Origin of the sequence: Streptomyces antibioticus, assembly GCF_002019855.1 — a bacterium.
GTDB classification, from domain to species: domain Bacteria; phylum Actinomycetota; class Actinomycetes; order Streptomycetales; family Streptomycetaceae; genus Streptomyces; species Streptomyces antibioticus_B.
Map to the genome: position 1 here is coordinate 5,984,131 of NZ_CM007717.1, position 21,952 is coordinate 6,006,082.

The 21,952-nt window shown below is 71.9% G+C and carries 17 protein-coding genes; 15 read left to right on the forward strand and 2 right to left on the reverse strand.

What is annotated here, in order from left to right; translation table 11 throughout:
- Window positions 1–49 precede the first annotated feature (49 nt).
- The 10 genes from gatC (at window position 50) to AFM16_RS27285 (ending at window position 11,638) form a co-directional block, all read left to right on the forward strand.
- Entirely contained in the window at window positions 50–346 is a 297-nt protein-coding gene (gene gatC / locus AFM16_RS27240) for an Asp-tRNA(Asn)/Glu-tRNA(Gln) amidotransferase subunit GatC (protein WP_018531282.1), read from the forward strand.
- A gap of 5 nt (window positions 347–351) precedes the next feature.
- Window positions 352–1,857, forward strand: coding sequence for an Asp-tRNA(Asn)/Glu-tRNA(Gln) amidotransferase subunit GatA (gatA, locus tag AFM16_RS27245; protein WP_078634910.1), 1,506 nt, complete (start codon window positions 352–354; stop codon window positions 1,855–1,857).
- Window positions 1,854–2,093, forward strand: a complete 240-nt coding sequence (locus AFM16_RS27250; protein WP_078634911.1) for a hypothetical protein — start codon at window positions 1,854–1,856, stop codon at window positions 2,091–2,093. Before gatA ends, AFM16_RS27250 begins: the two co-directional genes overlap by 4 nt.
- 15 nt (window positions 2,094–2,108) lie before the next feature.
- The gene (gene gatB / locus AFM16_RS27255; RefSeq protein ID WP_030793687.1) at window positions 2,109–3,623 is read left to right on the forward strand and encodes an Asp-tRNA(Asn)/Glu-tRNA(Gln) amidotransferase subunit GatB; all 1,515 of its coding nucleotides are present in this window, start codon (window positions 2,109–2,111) and stop codon (window positions 3,621–3,623) included.
- 87 nt (window positions 3,624–3,710) lie between these two features.
- On the forward strand, window positions 3,711–4,094 hold the full coding sequence (locus tag AFM16_RS27260; RefSeq protein ID WP_245177813.1) for a hypothetical protein: 384 nt from the start codon (window positions 3,711–3,713) through the stop codon (window positions 4,092–4,094).
- A 160-nt stretch (window positions 4,095–4,254) separates the two neighbouring features.
- Entirely contained in the window at window positions 4,255–6,531 is a 2,277-nt protein-coding gene (locus AFM16_RS27265; RefSeq protein ID WP_078634912.1) for an MMPL family transporter, read from the forward strand.
- Entirely contained in the window at window positions 6,509–7,084 is a 576-nt protein-coding gene (locus AFM16_RS27270) for a GNAT family N-acetyltransferase (RefSeq protein WP_078634913.1), read from the forward strand. Before AFM16_RS27265 ends, AFM16_RS27270 begins: the two co-directional genes overlap by 23 nt.
- A gap of 36 nt (window positions 7,085–7,120) precedes the next feature.
- Window positions 7,121–7,729 (forward strand): hypothetical protein, encoded by a 609-nt coding sequence (locus AFM16_RS27275; RefSeq protein ID WP_078634914.1) that lies wholly within the window; start codon window positions 7,121–7,123, stop codon window positions 7,727–7,729.
- 202 nt (window positions 7,730–7,931) lie between these two features.
- Window positions 7,932–8,141 (forward strand): hypothetical protein, encoded by a 210-nt coding sequence (locus tag AFM16_RS27280; RefSeq protein WP_078634915.1) that lies wholly within the window; start codon window positions 7,932–7,934, stop codon window positions 8,139–8,141.
- Window positions 8,142–8,611: 470 nt separating this feature from the next.
- On the forward strand, window positions 8,612–11,638 hold the full coding sequence (locus AFM16_RS27285; RefSeq protein WP_078634916.1) for a helix-turn-helix transcriptional regulator: 3,027 nt from the start codon (window positions 8,612–8,614) through the stop codon (window positions 11,636–11,638).
- Window positions 11,639–11,664: 26 nt separating this feature from the next.
- On the opposite strand, the gene AFM16_RS27290 is transcribed toward AFM16_RS27285, so the two are convergent.
- On the reverse strand, window positions 11,665–12,822 hold the full coding sequence (locus AFM16_RS27290; protein WP_370628071.1) for a PQQ-dependent sugar dehydrogenase: 1,158 nt from the start codon (window positions 12,820–12,822) through the stop codon (window positions 11,665–11,667).
- Window positions 12,823–13,358: 536 nt separating this feature from the next.
- Between AFM16_RS27290 and AFM16_RS27295 the strand changes: the two genes are divergently transcribed.
- Window positions 13,359–13,745, forward strand: a complete 387-nt coding sequence (locus AFM16_RS27295) for a type II toxin-antitoxin system RelE/ParE family toxin (protein WP_078637109.1) — start codon at window positions 13,359–13,361, stop codon at window positions 13,743–13,745.
- Between the two features lie 9 nt (window positions 13,746–13,754).
- Complete coding sequence (locus AFM16_RS27300) at window positions 13,755–14,105, forward strand: helix-turn-helix domain-containing protein (RefSeq protein ID WP_078634918.1); 351 nt, start codon at window positions 13,755–13,757, stop codon at window positions 14,103–14,105.
- 311 nt (window positions 14,106–14,416) lie between these two features.
- Here the strand turns inward: AFM16_RS27300 and AFM16_RS27305 are convergent, their stop codons facing one another.
- On the reverse strand, window positions 14,417–15,415 hold the full coding sequence (locus AFM16_RS27305; protein ID WP_030793710.1) for an aldo/keto reductase: 999 nt from the start codon (window positions 15,413–15,415) through the stop codon (window positions 14,417–14,419).
- Window positions 15,416–15,488: 73 nt separating this feature from the next.
- On the opposite strand from AFM16_RS27305, the gene AFM16_RS27310 reads away from it, so the two are divergent.
- From AFM16_RS27310 to AFM16_RS27325, 3 genes are all read left to right on the forward strand, one after another.
- Window positions 15,489–16,463, forward strand: a complete 975-nt coding sequence (locus AFM16_RS27310) for a 2-hydroxyacid dehydrogenase (RefSeq protein ID WP_030793712.1) — start codon at window positions 15,489–15,491, stop codon at window positions 16,461–16,463.
- Window positions 16,464–16,852: 389 nt separating this feature from the next.
- Window positions 16,853–19,870, forward strand: coding sequence for a putative bifunctional diguanylate cyclase/phosphodiesterase (locus tag AFM16_RS27320; protein ID WP_078634919.1), 3,018 nt, complete (start codon window positions 16,853–16,855; stop codon window positions 19,868–19,870).
- A 216-nt stretch (window positions 19,871–20,086) separates the two neighbouring features.
- Window positions 20,087–21,937: an acetolactate synthase large subunit gene (locus tag AFM16_RS27325; protein WP_030793718.1), complete on the forward strand. Its 1,851-nt coding sequence runs from the start codon at window positions 20,087–20,089 to the stop codon at window positions 21,935–21,937.
- The last annotated feature ends 15 nt before the right edge of the window (window positions 21,938–21,952 follow it).

The window sequence follows — 21,952 nt, forward strand, 5'->3', positions numbered from 1 at the left end:
CCTAGGATTGGGCTCACATCACATCTCACTCACCCCAGAGGAACGCTGCATGCCTGGCATCACGCGCGAGGAGGTCGCCCACCTCGCCCGGCTGGCGCGTCTGGAGCTGAAGCCCGAAGAGCTCGACCACTTCGCAGGCCAGCTCGACGACATCATCGGCGCGGTCGCCCGCGTCAGCGAGGTCGCCGACCAAGACGTACCGCCGACCTCGCACCCGCTCCCGCTGACCAACGTCATGCGGGCGGACGAGGTCCGTCCGTCGCTCACCCCCGAGCAGGCGCTCTCCGGCGCCCCGGCCCAGGAGCAGCAGCGTTTCAAGGTGCCGCAGATCCTGGGGGAGGACTAATCACCATGACGGACACCCACGTCAACATCATCAGGCTCACCGCCGCCGAGACCGCCGAGAAGATCGCCTCCGGCGAGCTGACGGCCGTCCAGGTCACCGAGGCGCACCTCGCCCGGATCGAGGCCGTCGACGAGAAGGTGCACGCCTTCCTGCACGTCGACCGCGAGGGCGCCCTCGCGCAGGCCCGCGCCGTCGACGCCAAGCGGGAGCGCGGCGAGAAGCTCGGCCCGCTCGCCGGCGTCCCCCTCGCGCTCAAGGACATCTTCACCACCGAGGGCGTGCCCACGACCGTCGGCTCGAAGATCCTGGAGGGCTGGATCCCGCCGTACGACGCGACGCTCACCAAGCGGCTCAAGGCCGCCGACGTCGTGATCCTCGGCAAGACCAACATGGACGAGTTCGCCATGGGGTCGTCGACGGAGAACAGCGCCTACGGCCCGACCGGCAACCCCTGGGACCTGACGAAGATCCCCGGTGGCTCCGGCGGCGGGTCGTCCGCGGCCCTCGCCTCCTTCCAGGCGCCCCTCGCCATCGGCACCGACACCGGCGGCTCCATCCGCCAGCCGGCCGCCGTCACCGGCACGGTCGGTGTCAAGCCGACGTACGGCGCGGTCTCGCGGTACGGCATGGTCGCGTTCTCCAGCTCCCTGGACCAGGGCGGCCCCTGCGCCCGTACGGTCCTGGACGCGGCGCTGCTGCACGAGGTCATCGCCGGACACGACCCGCTGGACTCGACGTCGATCGACGCGCCCGTCCCGCCGGTCGTCGAGGCCGCCCGCAACGGCAGCGTGCAGGGCATGCGCGTCGGCGTGGTCAAGCAGTTCCGCGGCGAGGGCTACCAGGCCGGCGTCATCCAGCGGTTCGACGAGTCCGTCGCGCTGCTCAAGGACCTGGGCGCCGAGATCGTCGAGCTGGACTGCCCGTCGTTCGACCTGGCCCTGTCGGCGTACTACCTGATCGCGCCGTCCGAGTGCTCCTCCAACCTCGCCCGCTTCGACGGCCTGCGCTACGGCGTCCGCAAGGGCGACGACGGCACGCACTCGGCCGAGGAGGTCACCTCCCTCACCCGTGAGGCGGGCTTCGGCCCCGAGGTCAAGCGCCGCATCATGCTGGGCACCTACGCCCTGTCCAGCGGCTACTACGACGCCTACTACGGCTCCGCCCAGAAGGTCCGCACGCTCATCACGCGGGACTTCGAGAAGGCCTTCGAGCAGGTCGACGTGATCGTCTCGCCGACGACCCCGACCACCGCCTTCGCGATCGGCGAGCGCGCCGACGACCCGATGGCGATGTACCTGGCCGACCTGTGCACCATCCCCACCAACCTGGCGGGCAACGCGGCCATGTCGCTGCCCTGTGGTCTGGCCCCCGAGGACAACCTCCCCGTCGGCCTCCAGATCATCGCCCCGGCGCTGAAGGACGACCGCCTCTACAAGGTCGGCGCCGCCGTCGAGGCCGCCTTCGTGGAAAGGTGGGGTCACCCGCTCCTGGAGGAGGCTCCGTCGCTGTGAGTGCACTGAACAAGGCCAAGGGCTTCAAGAAGTCCAAGTCCGGTGCGTACCTGTCCATCGCCGGGACCGCGTTCGGCGCGATCGGTGTCGCCAAGCGGCTGCGCAAGGCCCGCGCCGAGAAGGACACCCTGGTCCTGATCGACGCCACCGTGTCCGCCGTCGCCATCGTCACCGGCCTCGCCATCCTGTACCGCGAGCTGAAGCGGCTGGGCGACGACGACGTCCTGCTGGGCTGAGAGGGAAGTTTCACCGTGACCACCACGACCGACCTGGTGTCGTACGAGGACGCGCTGGCGTCGTACGACCCCGTCATGGGCCTCGAGGTCCATGTCGAACTCGGCACCAAGACCAAGATGTTCTGCGGCTGTTCGACCGAACTCGGCCAGGACGCCAACACGCAGACCTGCCCCACCTGCCTCGGCCTGCCCGGCGCGCTCCCGGTCGTCAACGCGATCGGCATCGAGTCCGCGATCAAGATCGGTCTCGCGCTGAACTGCGAGATCGCCGAGTGGTGCCGCTTCGCCCGGAAGAACTACTTCTATCCGGACATGCCGAAGAACTTCCAGACCTCCCAGTACGACGAGCCGATCGCCTTCGACGGCTACCTCGACGTGCAGTTGGAGGACGGCGAGACCTTCCGCGTGGAGATCGAGCGCGCCCACATGGAGGAGGACACCGGCAAGTCGACGCACGTCGGCGGCGCGACGGGCCGTATCCACGGCGCCTCGCACTCGCTCCTCGACTACAACCGCGCCGGCATCCCGCTCATCGAGATCGTCACCAAGCCGATCGTGGGCGCCGGCGAGCGCGCCCCCGAGGTGGCCAAGGCGTACGTCCGTGAGCTGCGCGAGGTCATCAAGGCGCTCGGCGTCTCCGAGGCCCGCATGGAGATGGGCCAGATGCGCTGCGACGTGAACCTGTCGCTGCGCCCGAACGGCACCGAGAAGTTCGGCACCCGTTCGGAGACGAAGAACGTCAACTCGCTGCGGTCCGTGGAGCGCGCGGCCCGTTTCGAGATCCAGCGGCACGCGGCCGTGCTCTCCTCGGGCGGCACGATCGTCCAGGAGACCCGCCACTTCCACGAGGACACCGGGTCCACGACCTCGGGCCGCGTGAAGGAGGAGGCCGAGGACTACCGGTACTTCCCGGAGCCCGACCTGGTCCCCGTCGCCCCCTCCCGCGCGTGGGTCGAGGAGATCCGCGCCGGACTGCCCGAACTGCCGCTGGCCCGCCGCAACCGGCTCCTCGCCGAGTGGGGCGTCTCCGCCACCGACATGCAGGCGATCCTCAACGCCGGCGCCCTGGACCTGATCGTCGCCACGATCGACGCCGGTGCCGACGCGGCCTCCGCCCGCAAGTGGTGGATGGGCGAACTGGCCCGCAGCGCCAACGAGTCGGGCACCTCGCTGGACGAACTGGCGATCACTCCGGAGCAGGTCGCCCGGGTCACCGAGCTGGTGAGCAAGGGCGACCTCAACGACAAGCTGGCCCGGCAGGTCATCGAGGGCGTCCTCGCGGGCGAGGGCACCCCGGACGAGGTCGTCGACAAGCGCGGCCTCAAGGTCGTCTCCGACGACTCGGCGCTCGGCACCGCGGTCGACGAGGCCATCGCCGGCAACCCGGGCGTCGCCGACAAGATCCGCGGCGGCAAGGTCGCCGCGGCCGGCGCACTCGTCGGCGCCGTGATGAAGGCCACGCGCGGCCAGGCCGACGCGGCCCGCGTCAAGGAACTGATCCTGGAGAAGCTCGGGGTCAGCGAGGGCTGACCTCGGCGATCGTCGGGGGAGGGGGTGCGTCCGGTTCGGGCGCACCCCCTCTCGGCCGTTCCGGCGGAGGCGCTACGCTCGCCCACGATGAGTGCACGAACCGACTCGGACTCCCAGGGCTCCCAGGGTTCCCCGGACTCCCAGGGCTCCGCGGACTCCCCGGACTCCCAGGGCTCTGCGGGCTCCCCGGGCGACATAGCCGGCGACGACGAGGAGTACGGCCCCGACGACGCCCGCCGCGCCCGCTGGACCGCGACCGGCACCGGCGCCCTGCTCACCCTCGCCGGACTCGCGGCCGCCCTGCTGCGCCTCACCGGCCCCGCCCCGGCCCTCGTCCCGGTCGCCTACGCCCTCGGCGCGGGCGTCTGCGCCCTCGCGGCGCTCCTCGGCGCCCGGGGCCGCACCCGGCGCGCCCTGTGGCTCCTCATCGCCGGCGTGATGGTGATGGCGCTCGGCGACCAGGTGGACTGACCCGCGGGCCCTTCCTCCGTGCGCCCCCACGAACTGTGAAAAGGCACACGAACGGTACAAACGATCTCTCCCGCCTGTAAGAGTGGCCCCACATCGCTCATACGTTCTTTGCGGGCTGTTTCCCGGTCAAAGATCCACAATTCACCCCGGGAGCACGTCTGTGGCAGCCCTCGCTCGATGGTGTGTAGGCAACCGCCTGATCGTGGTCGTGCTCTGGCTGCTCGCCCTCGTGGGCACCGCCACCGCCGCCGTAGCGGCCGGCTCCGCGTACTCCAACGACTACGAGGTCCCCGGCACCGAGTCCGGCCGCGCCACCCGGCTGCTCACCGAGGGCTTCCCCGGACTCGGCGGCGACAGCGACACCGTCGTCTGGCACACCGCCTCCGGCACCGTCCGCGCCGCAGCCGTCGAACAGACCATGACCCGCGCCCTGGACCGGATCGGGGAACTGCCCGGCGTGGCCGCCGTCCACGGCCCCTACGACGACGGGGGCGCCGCCCGGATCAGCGCGGACGGACACACCGCCTACGCCACCGTGACCTTCGAGGACCGCGCCGAGGACATCGACCGGGGCGAGGCACAGGCGGTGGTCGACACCGCCAAGGCCGCCGAGTCCGACGACCTCCAGGTGGAGCTGGGCGGCAGCGCGATCGCCCTCACCGAGTCCTCCGGCGGCCATCTCGCCGAGATCGTCGGCGTGGCCGTCGCCGCCGTCGTGCTCTTCCTCGCCTTCGGCTCCCTCGCCGCCTCGCTGCTGCCCATCGCCACCGCCCTGGTCGGCGTCGGCACCGCCTACGCCGGGATCGTGCTGCTCGGGCACGCCATGACCGTCGCCGACTTCGCGCCGATGCTCGGCATGCTCGTCGGCCTCGGCGTCGGCATCGACTACGCGCTGTTCATCGTCACCCGGCACCGGCGCGGCCTGAAACGCGGGCTCACCGTCACCGAGGCCGCCGAGAACGCCGTGGCGACCACCGGACGGGCGGTCGTCTTCGCGGGCGCCACGGTCTGCATCGCCCTGCTCGGCATGCTGATCCTGCGCCTGAACTTCCTCAACGGCGTCGCGATCGCCGCGTCCCTGACCGTCGTCCTCACGGTCGCCGCCTCCGTGACCCTGCTGCCCGCCCTGCTGTCGTACATCGGCCCGCGCGCCCTCAGCCGCCGCGAACGGCGCCGGCTCGCCGAGCACGGGCCCCAGCCGGAGCTGCCGACCGGGCTCGCCGCCCGCTGGTCGGCGTTCGTCGAGCGCCACCCCAAGCTGCTCGGCACCGTCGCCCTCGTGGTGATCGCCGTCCTCGCCCTGCCGACGTTCTCCCTCCGCCTGGGCACCTCCGACCAGGGCAACGGCCCGCAGTCCAGCACCACACGGCAGGCGTACGACCTCCTGGCCGAAGGCGCCTCCGGCGACGGCGAGGGCGCGGGTGCGGGCGGGGCCGGGGGTGGCTTCGGGCCGGGGGTCAACGGGCCGCTCACCCTGGTGACCCGGGTCGCCGGCGCCGAGGACCGGCTCGCCCTCGACCGCCTCGACACCACCCTGCGCGCCACCGAGGGCGTCGCCTCCGTCACCCCGGTGACCTTCGACTCCGCCGGGCGCACCGCCTACCTCACCGTCGTACCGGAGTCCGCCCCGCAGTCCCGCGCCACCAGCGAACTCGTCGACCGGCTGCGCCACGAGGTGCTGCCCCGGGCCGAGTCCGGCACCTCCCTCGACGTCCAGGTCGGCGGGGTGACGGCCGGCTACGACGACTTCGCCGAGGTCATCGTCGGCAAACTGCCGCTCTTCGTCGGCGTCGTCATCGGCCTGGGCTGTCTGCTGCTCCTGCTCGCCTTCCGGTCCGTGGGCATCCCGCTCAAGGCCGCCGTGATGAACGTGGCCGCCGTCGCCGCCGCCTTCGGGGTCGTCGTCGCGATCTTCCAGTGGGGCTGGGGCAGCGAACTGCTGGGGCTCGGCCGGGCCGGACCCATCGAGCCCTTCCTCCCCGTGATCATGGTGTCCGTGCTCTTCGGCCTCTCCATGGACTACCAGGTCTTCCTGGTCAGCCGGATGTACGAGGAGTGGCTGGAGACCGGCGACAACCGGCGGGCCGTACGGGTCGGGCTCGCCGAGACCAGCCGGGTGATCAACTCCGCCGCCGTCATCATGATCTCGGTGTTCCTCGCCTTCGTCCTCAGCGGCGACCGCGTGATCGCCATGTTCGGCATCGCGCTCGCCGCCGCCGTCGCCCTGGACGCCTTCGTGCTGCGCACGCTGCTGGTGCCGGCCCTGATGCATCTGCTCGGCGGCGCCAACTGGTGGCTGCCGGCCTGGCTGGAGCGGCGCCTGCCCCGCATCAGCATCGAGCCGCCCGAGTGCCGCGCCGCCCATGAGAGGCTCACCGACGTCATGGCGGAGCTGGAGAAGGAGCGGGAACCGGATGTACGCGATATCGCTGGGTGACGACGGAGCCGAACTGCGGCCCCTGGAGCCGTGGAACGCCGAGGAGTTCCTCGCCCACCTGGAGCGCGGCCGTGACTTCATCAACGAGTTCATCCCGTTCGGCTCGCAGGCCACCGACCCGGACGGCGCCCGCGAGGTGCTCCAGCGGTACGCCGACATGCGCGCCGCCGACACCGGCTCGCTGCACGGCATCTGGTCCGAGGGGCGGCTCGTCGGCGGGGTGCTCTTCCTGAACTTCGACGCCGAGCAGGGCAACTGCGAGGTCGGCTGCTGGCTGGAGCCCGCCGGCACCGGGCGCGGCCTGGTCACCCGGGCCATGCGGGTGCTGATCGACTTCGCCGTCGAGCGGCGGGGCGTCCACCGCCTGGAGTGGGTCGCCTCGGCGGGCAACACCAACAGCCTGAACGTCGCCCGGCGGCTCGGCTTCACCCGCGACGGTGTGCGCCGGGAGGCGTACCCCTATCGTGGGGTCCGGCACGACCTCGAGGTGTGGTCCGTGCTCGCCCAGGAGTGGCGCACCGCACGCGCGCGTGCCGCTCACAACGATCATTAAGGGACCTCTCAGAGAGCGTCCGTACGGTGCGGGGTTATGGGAACCAAGACTGTTGACGAGACCGGCGCCGAGCCCGGCACCGAGGCCACTGAGGTCACCGAGGCCGCCGAGGCCACTGAGGTCGCGAATGACGACCGGGCGGTGGACATGACGAAGACCGACGCCGTTGACGAAACGGCTGTCGAGGACGGCGAGGACACGGACGCCGACGACACGGACGCCGCCGTCGGGGACGTCCCGGCCGGTCCGACCGGCGTCGGCCAGGGCGCGGGCGCCGTGGTCTCCGCCGCGCTCGGCCTCGTGTCGCTCACGGGGAGCTGGATCGGCACGGTCGCGGGCGCCCGCCAGACCCTGGTCGGCCAGCTCAAGTCGTCCTCCGGGTCCGCGAGTGTCGCGGAGCAGATCCAGGCCGTCTACGGCGACGCCTGGCAGACCACCGCGCTGTGGGGCGGCCTGTTCGCGCTGGCCGCGCTGGTCACCGGTGTCGTCGTGCTGGCCCGCCCCGCCTTCGGCAGCCCGGCCCGGCCGCAGGCCCCCTGGATCAAGTCCGTCTCCTGGGCGGGCATCGCCCTCGGCGTCATCGGCCTGCTGCTGGCCGTCCTGAAGTACACCGACGCGCTGCTCGGCCTGCCCTCCGCGGGCTGATCCACGAGCCGTCTTGTGTGAGGGGTCTTAGGGAGCCCGGCCGGACCTTACGGCCGCCCTAAGACCCCTCAGGCGTGTCTAAGGCACCGCCCGCCCCCGGAAGATGCGGCACTCTCCCGATGTGGCGGACCCCTCTGGCGGACGAAGGTGGAGTCATCGCAGCGAGCGCTGCGGGGACCACCGACCGTCAGGGGACGACACCATGTACGAGTACGAGCTGCACCAGATCCGCTCCGCCGAACTGCTGCGCCGCGCCGCCGACGAGCGCCTGGCCCGGGAGGCCGTCCGCGGCCGCCGCGCCGCCCGCCGCGAGGCCGCGGAGCGCGCGGCCCACGACCGCACCACCACGAACCCCGAGTCCGAACCCCATACCCACCGCCCGCGCCGCCCCCGCTTCCCGCGCGCCGCGTGAACACGGAGGCGGGGGAGCGGGACGGCATGACGGCCGACCACTCCTCCCGGGCGACGAACCCCGCCGGCCCGACGACGGCGCCCGGCACCGGCCGGGAGACAGCCCCGACGGCCGGCTCCCGGAAGGCGGCGACCCCTGCCGGTCCGCGGTCGGTGGGGACAGCGGGCGCCGCCGGTTCGGCGGTGGTGCCCACCGCACGGCGTCGGACCGGAACAACCGCTGGTCCGCCGGTGGCGGTCACCGCCGGCCCGGGTGCAGCGGCGGTCGCCGGGCCGATGGCGGCGGCGACCGCACGGACGCCGACGGCGACCCCCGCCGGGGTGTCGGCGCCGATGTCCGCCGGGGCACAGGAGGGCGGCCGTACGGGGGTCGGCCGCCCTTCGGTGACGACGGGCGGCGGACGCGCGCTGATCGCTGCTCCGACGGCGGGCCCGGTGATATCCACTGGGCCCTCGCCCGTCGCGCGTGCGATGCTCGCGTCCGTGGATACCAGGTCCGTCAGCCCCGTCTTCGTCGGGCGTGCCGATGAGTTGGGCGCTCTGGACGACGCGCTCGCCCGTGCCGGCGCCGGGGAGCCGCAGGCGTTGCTCATCGGAGGTGAGGCCGGGGTCGGCAAGACCCGCCTCGTCGAGGAGTTCGCCTCCGCCGCGAGCGCCCGGGGCGCGGCCGTCGCGCTCGGCGGCTGTGTCGAGATCGGCGCCGACGGGCTGCCGTTCGCCCCCTTCTCCACCGCCCTGCGCGCCCTGCGCCGCGCCCTGCCCGCCGAACTGGCCGCCGCCGCTGCCGGACAGGAGGGCGAACTCGCCCGGCTGCTGCCCGAGTTGGGCGAACCCGGCACCGGACGCCACGACGAGGAGGGCATGGCCCGCCTCTTCGAACTCACCGCCCGGCTCCTGGAGCGCGTCGCCGCCGACCGCACGGTCGTCCTCGCCCTGGAGGACCTGCACTGGGCCGACGCCTCCACCCGCCACCTCCTCTCCTACCTGCTGCGCACCCTGCGCACCGGCCGGCTCGTCGTCCTCGCCACCTACCGCGCCGACGACATCCACCGCCGTCACCCGCTGCGCCCCCTGCTCGCCGAACTCGACCGGCTGCGCACCGTACGGCGCCTCGAACTCGCCCGTCTCACCCGCGAGGAGGTCGGCCGCCAGATCGCCGGCATCCTCGCCCAGGAACCCGACCCCGCCCAGGTCGACGCGATCTTCCGGCGCTCCGACGGCAACGCCTTCTTCGTCGAGGAACTCGCCGTCGCCGGGAACCAGGGCTGCTGCGCCGGGCTCACCGACTCGCTGCGCGATCTGCTGCTGGTGCGGGTGGAGGCGCTGCCCGAGGCCGGGCAGCAGATGGCCCGGATCGTCGCCGAGGGCGGCTCCACCGTCGAGTACCGGCTGCTGGCCGCCGTCGCCGGGCTCGCCGAGGACGACCTGATCGCCGCGCTGCGGGCCGCCGTGAACGCCAACCTGCTGCTCGCCACCCCCGACGGCGACGGCTACCGCTTCCGGCACTCGCTGGTCCGCGAGGCCGTCAGCGACGACCTGCTGCCCGGCGAACGCTCCCGCCTCAACCGCCGTTACGCCGAGGCCCTGGAGGCCGATCCGACGCTCGTCCCCGCCGACGAACGCGTGATGCGGCTCGCCGGCTACTGGTGCCACGCCCACGACCCGGCCAAGGCGCTGCCCGCCGCCCTGGACGCCTCCGTCGCGGCCCGCTCCCGCCGCGCCTACAGCGAGCAACTGCACTTCCTGGAACGGGCGATGGAGCTGTGGGAGAGCGCGCCCGACGAGGTCCGCGCCCGGCTGCGGCCCGCCGACTACACCGAGGCGTACCCCGCCCCGCGGCCCGAAGCCTCGCTGCGCTACCTCGACCTCATGGCCGAGGCCGCCGTCGCGGGCCGCTACTGCGGCGAACGCGAACGCGCCCTGAAGATCACCAAGCGGGCGCTGCGCCTCCTCGCGGACGACGACGATCCGCTGCGCTCCGCCTGGTTCTGGGTGCAGCGCTCCCGTCTGGTGCGCGCCCTGGGCCGGGGCAGCGGACGCGAGGAACTGGCCGAGGCACAGGAGCTGGTGCGCGGACTGCCGCCCGGCGAGGTGCACGCCGAGGTCCTCACGCACGCCGCCAACTGGTTCATGGTCCACGCCCCCGGCCCCGGCGCCTTCGAGGCCGCCGAACGGGCCGTCGCGTACGCCCGGATGGTGGGCGCCCGCGACACCGAACTCGACGCCCGCCAGATCCTCGGGGTCCTCATGGTCGCCTCCGGTGACACCGAGGCCGGCCTGGCCGAACTGGCCGAGGTGAAGGACCGGGCGCTCGCCGAGGACATCCCCATGGTCGCGGTGAACGCCTATGTGAACCTCCCCTCCGAACTGGAGGCCGTCGGCCGCTCCCGGGAGGCCATGGCCGTCCTCGAACGGGGCGTCGCCTTCGCCGGACGCCATGGACTGCCCGACAGCCAGGCGTGGATCTGGGGCAATCTCGCCGAGTCCCTGCTCTCGGTGGGCCGTTGGGACGACGCCGCCCGCGCCTTCGTGGACCCCGGGCGGATGGGACTCGCCGTCGGCGCCAAGGGTGTGCACGCCATCCTGCGCGCGGAACTCGCCATAGCGCGCGGCGACTTCGCCGAGGCCCATGAACAACTGGCCGTGGCCCGCGACTGTTTCGGCTCCCACCACCACACCGCACAGCACCACCTCCCCCTCGCCCGCCACTCCATCGCCCTCGCGATCGCCGAGGGCCGCCCCGAAGAAGCCGCGGATCTCCTCGAACGCGCCCTGGACGCCGGCTTCCAGCCCGGCGCGCAGCGCTATGTCTGGCCGCTCCTGATCACCGCGATCCCGGCCGCGACCACCGGGGACCTCCTCGCCCGGATCCGCGCCGCGAGCCGCAGGCTTCCCACCGGCGCCGCCGTCTGGCAGGCCCACGCGCTCTGGCTGCGCGCCGAACTCCTGCGCGCCGAGGGCCACCCCGCCCTGGAGGAGTGGACCGAGACGGTCACCGCCTTCGAACACCTCGAACGCCCCTACGACCTGGCCCGCACCCGCCACCGCCTGGCCGAGGCCCTGCTGACCGGCGGCACGGACGACGACGGCGACCGCGAGAACGACCGGGACCGTGCCGCCGAACTGCTCCGCCTCGCCCACGCCGTCGCCACCCATCTCGGCGCCCGGCCGTTCGCCGACGCGGTCGACCTGTTGGCCCGGCGCGCCCGGCTGGCCGTCGTCCCGGCCCTGCCGCAGTGCTCCGCCGACCCCGTCGAGGCGCTCGGCCTCACCAGCCGGGAGCGCGACGTCCTACGGCTGGTCGCGGCCGGCCGCACCAACCGGCAGATCGCCGAACGGCTCTTCATCTCCCCCAAGACGGCCAGCGTGCACGTCTCCAACATCCTGGCCAAGCTGGGGGTGTCGGGCCGCGGCGAGGCGGCGGCGGTGGCCCACCGGGTGGGACTGTCCCCGACGGAGGAGCAGGCGGGGGCGGAGGGCCGGGGGGCACTCACCTGAGCGAGCTGCGGGACGCGCCCCCCCGGTCAGCTCACCTTGAGCTCCAGGATCCGATCGTCCCCCTCCTTCGGGGCGCCGCGGCCGTCGGTGTTGCTGGTGGTGACCCAGAGCCGGTCGCCGCCCGCCGCGATCACCGTGCGCAGCCGGCCGTACTTCTCGTCCAGGAAGGACTGCGGGTCCGCCGACGCCTCGGTGCCCTTGAGCGGGATGCGCCACAGACGCTGGCCGCGCAGCCCCACCATCCATATCGAGCCCTGGGCGTAGGCGATCCCGCTGGGGGAGGCCACGTCCGTGTGCCACTGCGCCAGCGGATTGCGGTACCGGGAGTCGTCGGACTCGCCCTCGACCTCCGGCCAGCCGTAGTTCGCGCCGGGCTCGATCGCGTTCAGCTCGTCCCAGGTGTCCTGGCCGAACTCCGCCGCGAACAGCCGCTGTTTCGCGTCCCAGGCCAGGCCCTGCACATTGCGGTGGCCGTACGAGTACACGGGGGAGCCGGGGAAGGGGTTGCCCGGGGCCGGCTCGCCCTCGGGGGTGAGCCGCAGGATCTTGCCGCCCAGGGACTCCTTGTCCTGGGACAGCCCCGTGTCACCGCTCTCGCCCGTGCCCGCGTACAGCATGCCGTCGGGCCCGAAGGCGATCCGGCCGCCGTTGTGGATCATGCCCTTGGGGATGCCTTTGAAGACCGTGTCCGGGGCGCCGAGCTGATCGCCGGGGGAGCGCTTCGGGTCGTAGATCATGCGGACGACGCGATTGTCCGAGGCCGAGGTGAAGTACGCGTAGACCATGTGATCGGACGCGTAGTCCGGCGAGAGGGCGATGCCCAGCAGACCGCCCTCCCCGGCCGCCGAGACCCCGGGGACCTCACCCAGCTCGGTCTTCTTCCCCGAGTCCTCGTCGACCAGCGTGATCGTGCCCTCGTCACGCGAGGCGACCAGCAGCCCGCCCTCGGGAAGCACGGCCACGCCCCACGGACTGTCCAGCCCCTCGGCGACGGTCCGCACCACCTCGACGGAGCCCTTCGCAGCCGGAGTGGCCTCACCGCCCGGCGACGACGACCCCCGCACGGCCGACCCACTCGCCGAGGCGCTAGCGCTCCCCGGCGACCCCCCGTCGTCCGAGGAGCAGCCGGCGCTGAACAGCAGAGCACCCACGGCCAGCACGGCCGGCACAGCAGTACGACGCACGATTCCCGCTCCCTTCGACACAGCGATACCCGAAAACGGCTTCCCCTTGTCCTACGCCGCAGCCACCCCACAGGTTCCCGACAGCCCCCGACCCACCCGAAAGCGGTACCCGCCTCGACACCCTCCAGCCGGATCGGAAGATCACAAAAAGCCGGTTTTACGCTGCAGACGTCGACCTCCACGATGGGCAGCCTGGTATCCGAGGTGGCGAGCGAGGCGAGGTGCCTCGACTCAAGATCAAGAGATTTACCTCTCCAGGCAAAGACCTCGGTCCTCAATGCGAGGACCCTGCTGCCCGAGGTGAGGAGGCAGCCCGATGGAGTGGATCACCGCGGGAGGCGGCGCTGTTGTGGGACTGTTGGTGATCCGCGTACTGCTCCACCAGGTGCGAGCACTGTTGATGGACGTGGGTGCCGTCATCCGTGCGTGGCGCGAGCTTGTGAGTGCGGTGAGGAATTCAGAACCTCCCACCAGCAGTGATGGTTCATGAGAACCCTGTTGGCTTGTCGCCGTTTAAGTAAATCCTTAAACTCGTGATGCTGGTGTCGAGGGGAGCCGTCTTGAGTTGGGCGATCAAGGTCACCGATGAGTACGCGGAGTGGTTCAGGCGGCTGATCAAGGAGGATCTCGGTTCTGCCTCTCAGGTTGCGCAGGCCGTTGCCGCTCTGCGTGACGCCGGCCCCACGCTGGGGCGTCCCCTCGTGGACCGGCTGAAGGGATCGGACCTGCATCACCTCAAGGAACTCAGGCCAGGGTCAGGTGGCCGGTCCGAGATCCGGATCATCTTCGCCTTTGATCCGACTCGTTCAGCCCTGCTGCTCCTCGGGGGCGACAAGGCGGGAAACTGGGAGCGCTGGTACCGCGACAACATTCCTCTGGCTGAACAGCTCTACCGCGACTACACCAGTGACACTGAGGAGTGAGGAGTAGGCATGCCCAAGAAGACCCCGCAGGACTGGGAGACCCTGGAGCAGGAGCTGCACTCGGCTGGTGTGGATCCCGCTGAAGTGGAGGCCGGTTCACGTCGACTGCTGGCGGAAGCCCGTGGTCATCAACTCGCTGAGGCGCGGAAGCAGTACGGGCTGGCCCAGAGAGACGTGGCTGCCCGTATGGGTGTGAGCATCGCCCGCGTGTCCCAGATCGAGCACGGCGAAGTCGCCACTCTCGATGTCATCGCACGTTACGTCGAAGCGCTCGGCGGCAGGTTGGACCTGGTTGCCGACTTCGGTGACCACACACTGCGGATGCCGGCAAGCGGCGACCAGGGCAGCGCGGCGGCGTAATCGGACACTGGACAATCGAAGACCGCTTCGGTCCTCAGGACCAGTTGAGGCTTCTGCGGGTCGGCGGGCTTTTGCTCACGGGTGGTTTCGTCTGCGAGATCTTTCGTGCTCTTCTTGTCTTCGGCCGCCACGGGGTGCCTCCGTTGCTCGTCCCGGCTTTTCAGGCTGCCCGAGAAACGCGTCGATGGCCTGGCGAACACCTGGCTGCACGTGCGCTGTTCAACCCGGCTTGAGCGTGCGACGGTGGACGGAACGCTCCGCGCATGCCGCCGTGGGAGCCACGGCCTGACGTCGCTCCCGGAGAGCGGTTCTCAGTCCCAAGACCCCCGTGCCCCCGGCAACCCCGCCACCTCCGCCAGATCCTCCGGTGTCAGCCGTATCTCCGTCGCCCCCGCGTTCTCCGTCACCCACCGCTCCCGCTTGGCGCCCGGTATCGGGATCACGTGGGGGCCCTGGGACAGGACCCAGGACAGGGCCACCTGTGCGGCCGTCACGGCGTCGCCGTGGCGGGCGGCCACGCGGCGGAGGCCGGCGATGATCGGCTGGTTCGCGGCCATCATTTCCGCGGTGAAGCGGGGGTGGCGGGCGCGCATGTCGTCCGGTTCGAAGCCCTCGCCGGGGGTCAGGGTGCCGGTCAGGAAGCCGTTGCCGAGCGGCATCGCCGCCAGGAATCCGACGCCCCGCGCGGCGCACCACGGCAGCAGGGTGTCCAGGGCCTCCGGCGACCACACGGAGAGTTCGGCCTCGACCGCGCTGACCGGGAACACCTGTTGCACACGCCGCAGTTGGCGGATCGTTCCGTCGTACAGGCGGCCGCCGGAGCGCCGGGCGCCGCGCGCGCCGACCGCGCACAGTCCCAACGCCCTCACCTTGCCCGCCTGGACGAGGTCCGCCATCGCGCCCCAGGTCTCCTCCACGGGGACCTCGGGGTCGGCGCGGTGGAGCTGGTAGAGGTCGATGACGTCGGTCTGCAGGCGGCGCAGCGACGCGTCGCACGCTCTTCTCACGTACCCGGGGCGGCCGTTGGCCACGATGTGCTGCTCGCCCACCAGCAGGCCGACCTTGGTGGAGACGAAGGCTTCCGCGCGGCGCTCCTTCAACACCCGCCCCACCAAAAGCTCGTTGGTGAACGGGCCGTACATGTCGGCGGTGTCCAGAAGGGTGCAGCCGAGGTCGAGCGCCCGGTGCACCGCCCGGAGCGATTCGTCGCCGCGCTGCCGGGAGCCGCTGTACCCCCAGCTCATCGGCATGCATCCCAGTCCGACGGCCCCTGTCGCAAGCGCCCCCGCGCCGATCGTCCTGCGCTCCACCTGCCGTGACCCTCCTTCTCCCGACCCCCAACCTAACCTCTGGGCACACGGGTGCCTGACATAGCCTCCTGACATGAGCATCGACGCGCCCCGTGACGTATGGCTGCCCATCCCGCCCGACGAGATCGACGGACTCCCGGCGGGGCTCGACTACCTGTTCTGGGACGGGGGCGAGGAGGGCGAACAGACGTACCCCGGGGACCCGGCGCGGTGCGTCTTCTACGTGGTGCCCTACATGAAGCGGCAGCAGGTGAAGGTCGGCCCGCTGCGGGAGATGCGCAACGTACAGGTCGTGCAGACGCTCACCGCCGGCGTCGACGACATCACCGCGCGCCTGTCGGACCTGCCGCCCGGCGTCCGGCTCTGCAACGCGCGCGGGGTGCACGAGGCGAGCACCGCCGAACTGGCCCTCGCCCTGACCCTGGCCGCGCTGCGCGGCATCCCCGGCTTCGTGCGCGCCCAGGACCGGCAGGAATGGGGCGGCGGCTTTCACGAGGCGCTCGCCGACAAGAACGTGCTCATCGTGGGCTACGGGGCGATCGGCGCCGCCGTCGAGGACCGGCTCGTGCCCTTCGAGGTCGCGCGGGTGGCGCGCGTCGCGCGCTCCCAGCGCACGACGGCGCGCGGTCCAGTGCATCCCTTCACCGAACTGCCCGCCCTGCTCCCCGAGGCGGACGTCGTCGTCCTCACCACGCCCCTCACCGACACCACCCGCGGCATGGTCGACGGCCCGTTCCTGGCCCGGATGAAGGACGGCGCGCTGCTGGTCAACGTCGCCCGCGGCCCGGTCGTCGACACGAAGGCCCTGCTCACCGAGGTGGAGAGCGGCCGTCTCACCGCCGCCCTCGACGTCACCGACCCCGAACCCCTGCCCCACGGGCACCCGTTGTGGCAGGCGCCGGGCGTGCTGATCAGCCCGCACGTCGGCGGGCCCACGTCCGCCTTCCTGCCCCGCGCCAAGCGTCTGCTGGTGGACCAACTCGGTCGCCATCTGAACCACGAGCCCCTGCGGCACGTGATCCTGACGACGGGTACGGCAGACGTGTAGTCCGCTTCCGGCACCCTCCGCAGTTCCCCGGACGCGTTCCGTACCCGCCCGCCGATGATCGTCACGGAGCGTAGAGAACCTATGTCCCTGAGTGACGAGACTGGTGTATCGTCCCGACTGGGGCTGCGCCGCGACCTTTCGGCGCCTGGGACGGACATTTCAGACTTGCGAGGGGGGCGACGGGCGATGCACAGCCTATGGACGAACGATCCGACGCGGCGGAACCGCCGGCGGCGGCCCTGGCGCACGGCCACGCGCGGGCGCGGCCAGGACATCCATCACCACCCGCACCCGCACCGGCGCCCGACCGGCAACGGCCTGCGACGAGTTGCGGCGCCGGCGCACCGGGACCTGTGGGACCCGGGAGCGGCGCGGAGCGGGAGGATCCGGTGAGTTCGCCGACGACCTCCACCCCCGTGCTCGACGGAGTCGACGCGGCGCCGCGGACACCCGCCCCGGTGACGGCCCCTCAGGCCGGACCGCCGTCCGCCGGCGTCAAGCCGAACCTCGTCCACCAACTGGTGCTGGCCCTGCTGTGCGGGGGCTACGGCCTCGGCTCCGCGCTCGGCTGGGGCTCCGACCAACTCGCCCTCATCATGGGCGATTTCGGACTGACCGCCGCCGCCGGCACCGCCGCCGTGTCCTGCTTCCTCTACGCGCGCACCCGCCGGGTCCGTTTTCGACCCGCCTGGCTGCTGTTCTCGCTCTCCTCGGCGATGGCCGCCCTCGGCAACCTGGTCTGGGGGTGGTACGAGGTCGTCCTGAACCGCCCCGTGCCCAGCCCCAGCTACGCCGACCTGTTCTTCCTGTGCTTCGCGCCGCCCGCGATCGTCGGGCTGCTGGTGCTGGCCGCCCGGCCCGTCACCAAGGCGGGCTGGATCTGCCTGGGCCTCGACGCCTGGCTGATCGCCGGCTCGCTGCTCACCCTCTCCTGGAGCCTCGCCCTCGCGCAGGCCGCCAAGTTCGACGGCCCGTCCGTCGCGCACGCCGCGCTGTCGCTGGCCTATCCGCTGCTCGACATCGCCCTGGTGAGCATGGTGCTGGTGCTGCACTTCCGGCGCTCCGCGGTCAACCGCACCGCCGTCAACACCGCCGTCGGCGCGCTCGCCCTCACCGTGATGTGCGACGCGCTGTTCACCTCGCCCCTGATGCACCACAGCTACCGCTCGGGCCAACTCCTCGACGCGGGCTGGTTCGCGGGCTCGCTGCTCCTCGCGTACGCCCCCTGGGCCGCCTCCCGGCAGCACCGGCCCGGCGGCGACGAGGGGCACACGCGTGTGGTGCGCGAACACCTGCCGGGCGCCCGCCCCGGCAGCCATCAGCACCACCACGCCCCCGCGCAGGCCGGTGACCACGGCCGGTATCCGGCCACCCGGCCCATCACCGGCTCGCTGGCCGCCCTCACGCCCTACCTCGCCGCCGCCGTCTGCACCCTGGGGATCCTCTACAACGTCCTCAACGGCCGCAGCGTCGACCGCGTGGTCCTGCTGACCGGCGGCGCGGTCGTGCTCGCCCTCGTGGTGCGCCAGGGGATCATGCTGCTCGACAACATCACCCTCACCCAGGAACTGGCCCACAAGGAGAACCACTTCCGCTCCCTGGTGCAGGGCTCCAGCGACGTCATCATGATCGCCGCCCCCAGCGGCATCCTGCGCTACGTCTCCCCGGCCGCCGCCGGCGTCTACGGCCGCCCCGCCGAGGCGCTGGTCGGCACCGAACTGGCCGATCTCATCCACCCGGAGGACCTGGGCTGCGTGGTGCACGAGGTGCGCCGCTTCCTCGCCGCCAACCCCCAGGACGAACCCACCACGCGCATCGAGTGCCGGTTCCGCTCCGGGGGCGGGGGAGGCTGGCTCAACGTCGAGTCCACCGTCAACCGCCACCACGGCGGCCTGATCTTCAACAGCCGGGACGTCACCGAACGCGTCCGCCTCCAGGCGCAGCTCCAGCACAACGCCGAGCACGACCCGCTCACCGACCTGCCCAACCGCGCCCTGTTCACCCGGCGCGTCCAGCAGGCCCTGTCGGGCCGGCGCAGCTCCGACCGGGGAGCCGCGCTGCGCAACACCGCGGTGCTCTTCATCGACCTCGACGGCTTCAAGGCGGTCAACGACACCATCGGGCACCAGGCCGGGGACGAACTGCTCGTCCAGGCCGGCCGCCGGCTCCAGGACGCGGTCCGCAAGGGCGACACCGCCTCCCGGCTCGGCGGCGACGAGTTCGCGGCCCTGATCGTCGGCGACACCACCCGCGACCGCCCCGCCCGCGAGCGGCACATCCTGGAACTCGCCGACCGCCTCCGGCTCACGCTCTCCCAGCCCTACGTGATCGATGGCAACGACGTCAGAGTCGCCGCGTCCATCGGTGTCGCCTTCGCCGAACCCGGCCTCGGCGCCGGTGAGCTGCTGCGCAACGCCGATCTCGCGATGTACCGCGCCAAGGCGGGCGGCAAGGGCCGCGTCGAGCTGTACAAGCCGCAGATGCAGCAGGACGTCGTACGCAAGGCGGAGCTGGCCACCCGGCTGCGGGCCGCGCTGCACGACGGCGAGTTCGCGCTGCTGCACCAGCCGGTGGTGCGGCTGGAGGACGGCCGGATCTCGTCGGTTGCCGCGCACGCGCGCTGGCGCTCCTCGCAGGGGGTGCTGTTCACGCCCGCCGAGTTCCTGCGGGTCGCGGACGAGGGCGACCGCACCGCCGAGCTGAGCCGCTGGGTGCTGGAGGAGGCGGTCGCCCAGGCCGCCGACCGGGCGGCGGGCGGCCGTACCGTCCCGGTGACCGTGCGGATGGACGCACGGCGGCTCGTGGACCGGTCGATGCCGCCCGGCGCCGTCGAGGCGCTGCTGACCCGGCACGGGCTGCCGTCCGGGGCGCTGATGATCGAGCTGTCGGACCTCGACCCCAAGGTGCCGCTGGACGAGCTGGAGCGCCGTCTGGGCGCCCTGCGCCGGCACGGCGTCCGGATCGTCCTCGACGGCTTCGGCACCGGCTACGGCGCGCTCACGGCCCTGCGGAGACTCCCCGTGGACGTCCTCAGACTGGACCGGGGCCTGGTCGAGGGCGTCGTCGAGTCCGCCCGGCTGCACAAGATCACCAGCGGGCTGCTGAGGATCGCCTGCGATCTCGGGCTGCACTCCGTGGCCGAGGGTGTGGACCTCCCCGAGCAGGTCGTCGCCCTGCGCGCGATGGGCTGCACGCACGGCCAGGGCATGGCGTTCTCCGGGCCGCTCGACGAGTACCGGCTGCGCCGGGCGCTCGCCACCGGCCGCTATCCGGTGCCGCACGGCCCCGCGGAACCCGCGTTCGCGGGCGGCGGCACCGGGGTGTACACCAGTAGTGGGGTGAGCGCCGTCCTGGGGAGCGGAAGTGCCCTTCGCTCACATAATGAGACTCCTGTCCCACCCACTTGACAGTCGGTGCGCGCCAGGGGGAGGGTCAATGCCATGCGCACCCGAATTCTCGTACTTGGAAAGCGCGTCGGCTGAAGCTGGTGACGTCCGGACGGACCCGGAATCCCAGCGACCCACACCCGGCGCGCTCCCCTCGCTTGCCTTATGGCACGAGGGGTTTTTTGTTGCACAAAACCCGCAAGAACCCGCAGTAGAACCCTCAGCATCGAGAAGAGAATGCCGATGACCGAGCAGGCCACCGGGGCTCATCCGCAGCCGCGGCCCCGATCCGGAGGACACTCCGCCCCCGTCGAGCACGTCACGGGCGCGCAGTCCCTCATCCGCTCCCTCGAGGAGGTCGGCGCCGACACGGTATTCGGCATTCCCGGCGGTGCGATCCTTCCCGCCTACGACCCGCTGATGGACTCCACCCGGGTCCGCCACGTCCTGGTCCGCCACGAGCAGGGCGCCGGCCACGCGGCCACCGGCTACGCGCAGGCCACCGGCAAGGTCGGCGTCTGCATGGCCACCTCGGGCCCCGGCGCGACCAACCTGGTCACCCCGATCGCGGACGCCCACATGGACTCGGTGCCGCTCGTCGCGATCACCGGCCAGGTCGCCTCCAAGGCGATCGGCACGGACGCCTTCCAGGAGGCGGACATCGTGGGCATCACCATGCCGATCACCAAGCACAACTTCCTGGTCACCAAGGCCGAGGACATCCCGCGGATCATCGCGCAGGCGTTCCACATCGCCTCCACCGGCCGCCCGGGCCCGGTCCTGGTCGACATCGCCAAGGACGCCCTCCAGGCGAAGACGACGTTCTCCTGGCCGCCGGTCATGGACCTGCCCGGCTACCGCCCGGTGACCAAGCCGCACGCCAAGCAGATCCGCGAGGCCGCCAAGCTGATCACGACCGCCAAGCGGCCCGTCCTCTACGTCGGCGGCGGCGTCCTCAAGGCCGGCGCCACCGCCGAGCTGAAGGTCCTCGCCGAGCTGACCGGCGCGCCCGTCACCACCACGCTGATGGCGCTGGGCGCCTTCCCCGACAGCCATCCGCTGCACCTGGGCATGCCCGGGATGCACGGCTCGGTGGCCGCCGTGACCGCCCTCCAGAAGGCCGACCTGATCATCGCCCTCGGCGCCCGCTTCGACGACCGCGTCACCGGCAAGCTGGACAGCTTCGCGCCGTTCGCCAAGATCGTCCACGCGGACATCGACCCGGCGGAGATCGGCAAGAACCGCGCCGCCGACGTGCCGATCGTCGGGGACGCCCGCGAGGTTCTCGCGGACCTGGTGCAGGCGGTCCAGAAGGAGCACAGCGAGGGCCAGCGCGGCGACTACAGCGCCTGGTGGAAGGACCTCAGCCGCTGGCGCGACACCTACCCGCTGGGCTACGACCAGCCCGCCGACGGCTCGCTCTCCCCGCAGCAGGTCATCGAGCGCATCGGCCGGCTCGCCCCCGAGGGCACGATCTTCGCCGCGGGCGTCGGCCAGCACCAGATGTGGGCCGCCCACTTCATCAAGTACGAGAAGCCCGCCACCTGGCTGAACTCCGGCGGCGCGGGCACCATGGGCTACGCGGTCCCGGCCGCGATGGGCGCCAAGGCCGGCGCGCCCGATCAGGCGGTCTGGGCGATCGACGGCGACGGCTGCTTCCAGATGACCAACCAGGAGCTGACCACCTGCGCCCTGAACGGCATCCCGATCAAGGTCGCCATCATCAACAACGGCGCCCTGGGCATGGTCCGCCAGTGGCAGACGCTGTTCTACAACCAGCGCTACTCCAACACCGTGCTGCACAGCGGCCCGAGCGACGTCAACCCGGAGGCCCGCGGCACCCGGGTCCCGGACTTCGTGAAGCTGTCGGAGGCCATGGGCTGCCACGCCATCCGCTGCGAGTCCGCCGACGACCTCGACAAGGTCATCGAGGAGGCGAACGCCGTTAACGACCGTCCGGTGGTGGTGGACTTCATCGTCCACGAGGACGCGATGGTCTGGCCGATGGTCGCCGCCGGCACCTCCAACGACGAGATCATGGCCGCCCGGGACGTCCGCCCCGACTTCGGCGACAACGAAGACGACTGAGCGAGAGAGACGAAC

Coding starts and splice junctions, on each gene's coding strand:
- gatC (WP_018531282.1), top strand. CDS start 50: ATGCCTGGCATCACGCGCGAGGAGGTCGCCCACCTCGCCCGGCTGGCG.
- gatA (WP_078634910.1), top strand. CDS start 352: ATGACGGACACCCACGTCAACATCATCAGGCTCACCGCCGCCGAGACC.
- AFM16_RS27260 (WP_245177813.1), top strand. CDS start 3,711: ATGAGTGCACGAACCGACTCGGACTCCCAGGGCTCCCAGGGTTCCCCG.
- AFM16_RS27270 (WP_078634913.1), top strand. CDS start 6,509: ATGTACGCGATATCGCTGGGTGACGACGGAGCCGAACTGCGGCCCCTG.
- AFM16_RS27275 (WP_078634914.1), top strand. CDS start 7,121: ATGGGAACCAAGACTGTTGACGAGACCGGCGCCGAGCCCGGCACCGAG.
- AFM16_RS27280 (WP_078634915.1), top strand. CDS start 7,932: ATGTACGAGTACGAGCTGCACCAGATCCGCTCCGCCGAACTGCTGCGC.
- AFM16_RS27285 (WP_078634916.1), top strand. CDS start 8,612: ATGCTCGCGTCCGTGGATACCAGGTCCGTCAGCCCCGTCTTCGTCGGG.
- AFM16_RS27295 (WP_078637109.1), top strand. CDS start 13,359: ATGCTGGTGTCGAGGGGAGCCGTCTTGAGTTGGGCGATCAAGGTCACC.
- AFM16_RS27300 (WP_078634918.1), top strand. CDS start 13,755: ATGCCCAAGAAGACCCCGCAGGACTGGGAGACCCTGGAGCAGGAGCTG.
- AFM16_RS27310 (WP_030793712.1), top strand. CDS start 15,489: ATGAGCATCGACGCGCCCCGTGACGTATGGCTGCCCATCCCGCCCGAC.
- AFM16_RS27325 (WP_030793718.1), top strand. CDS start 20,087: ATGCCGATGACCGAGCAGGCCACCGGGGCTCATCCGCAGCCGCGGCCC.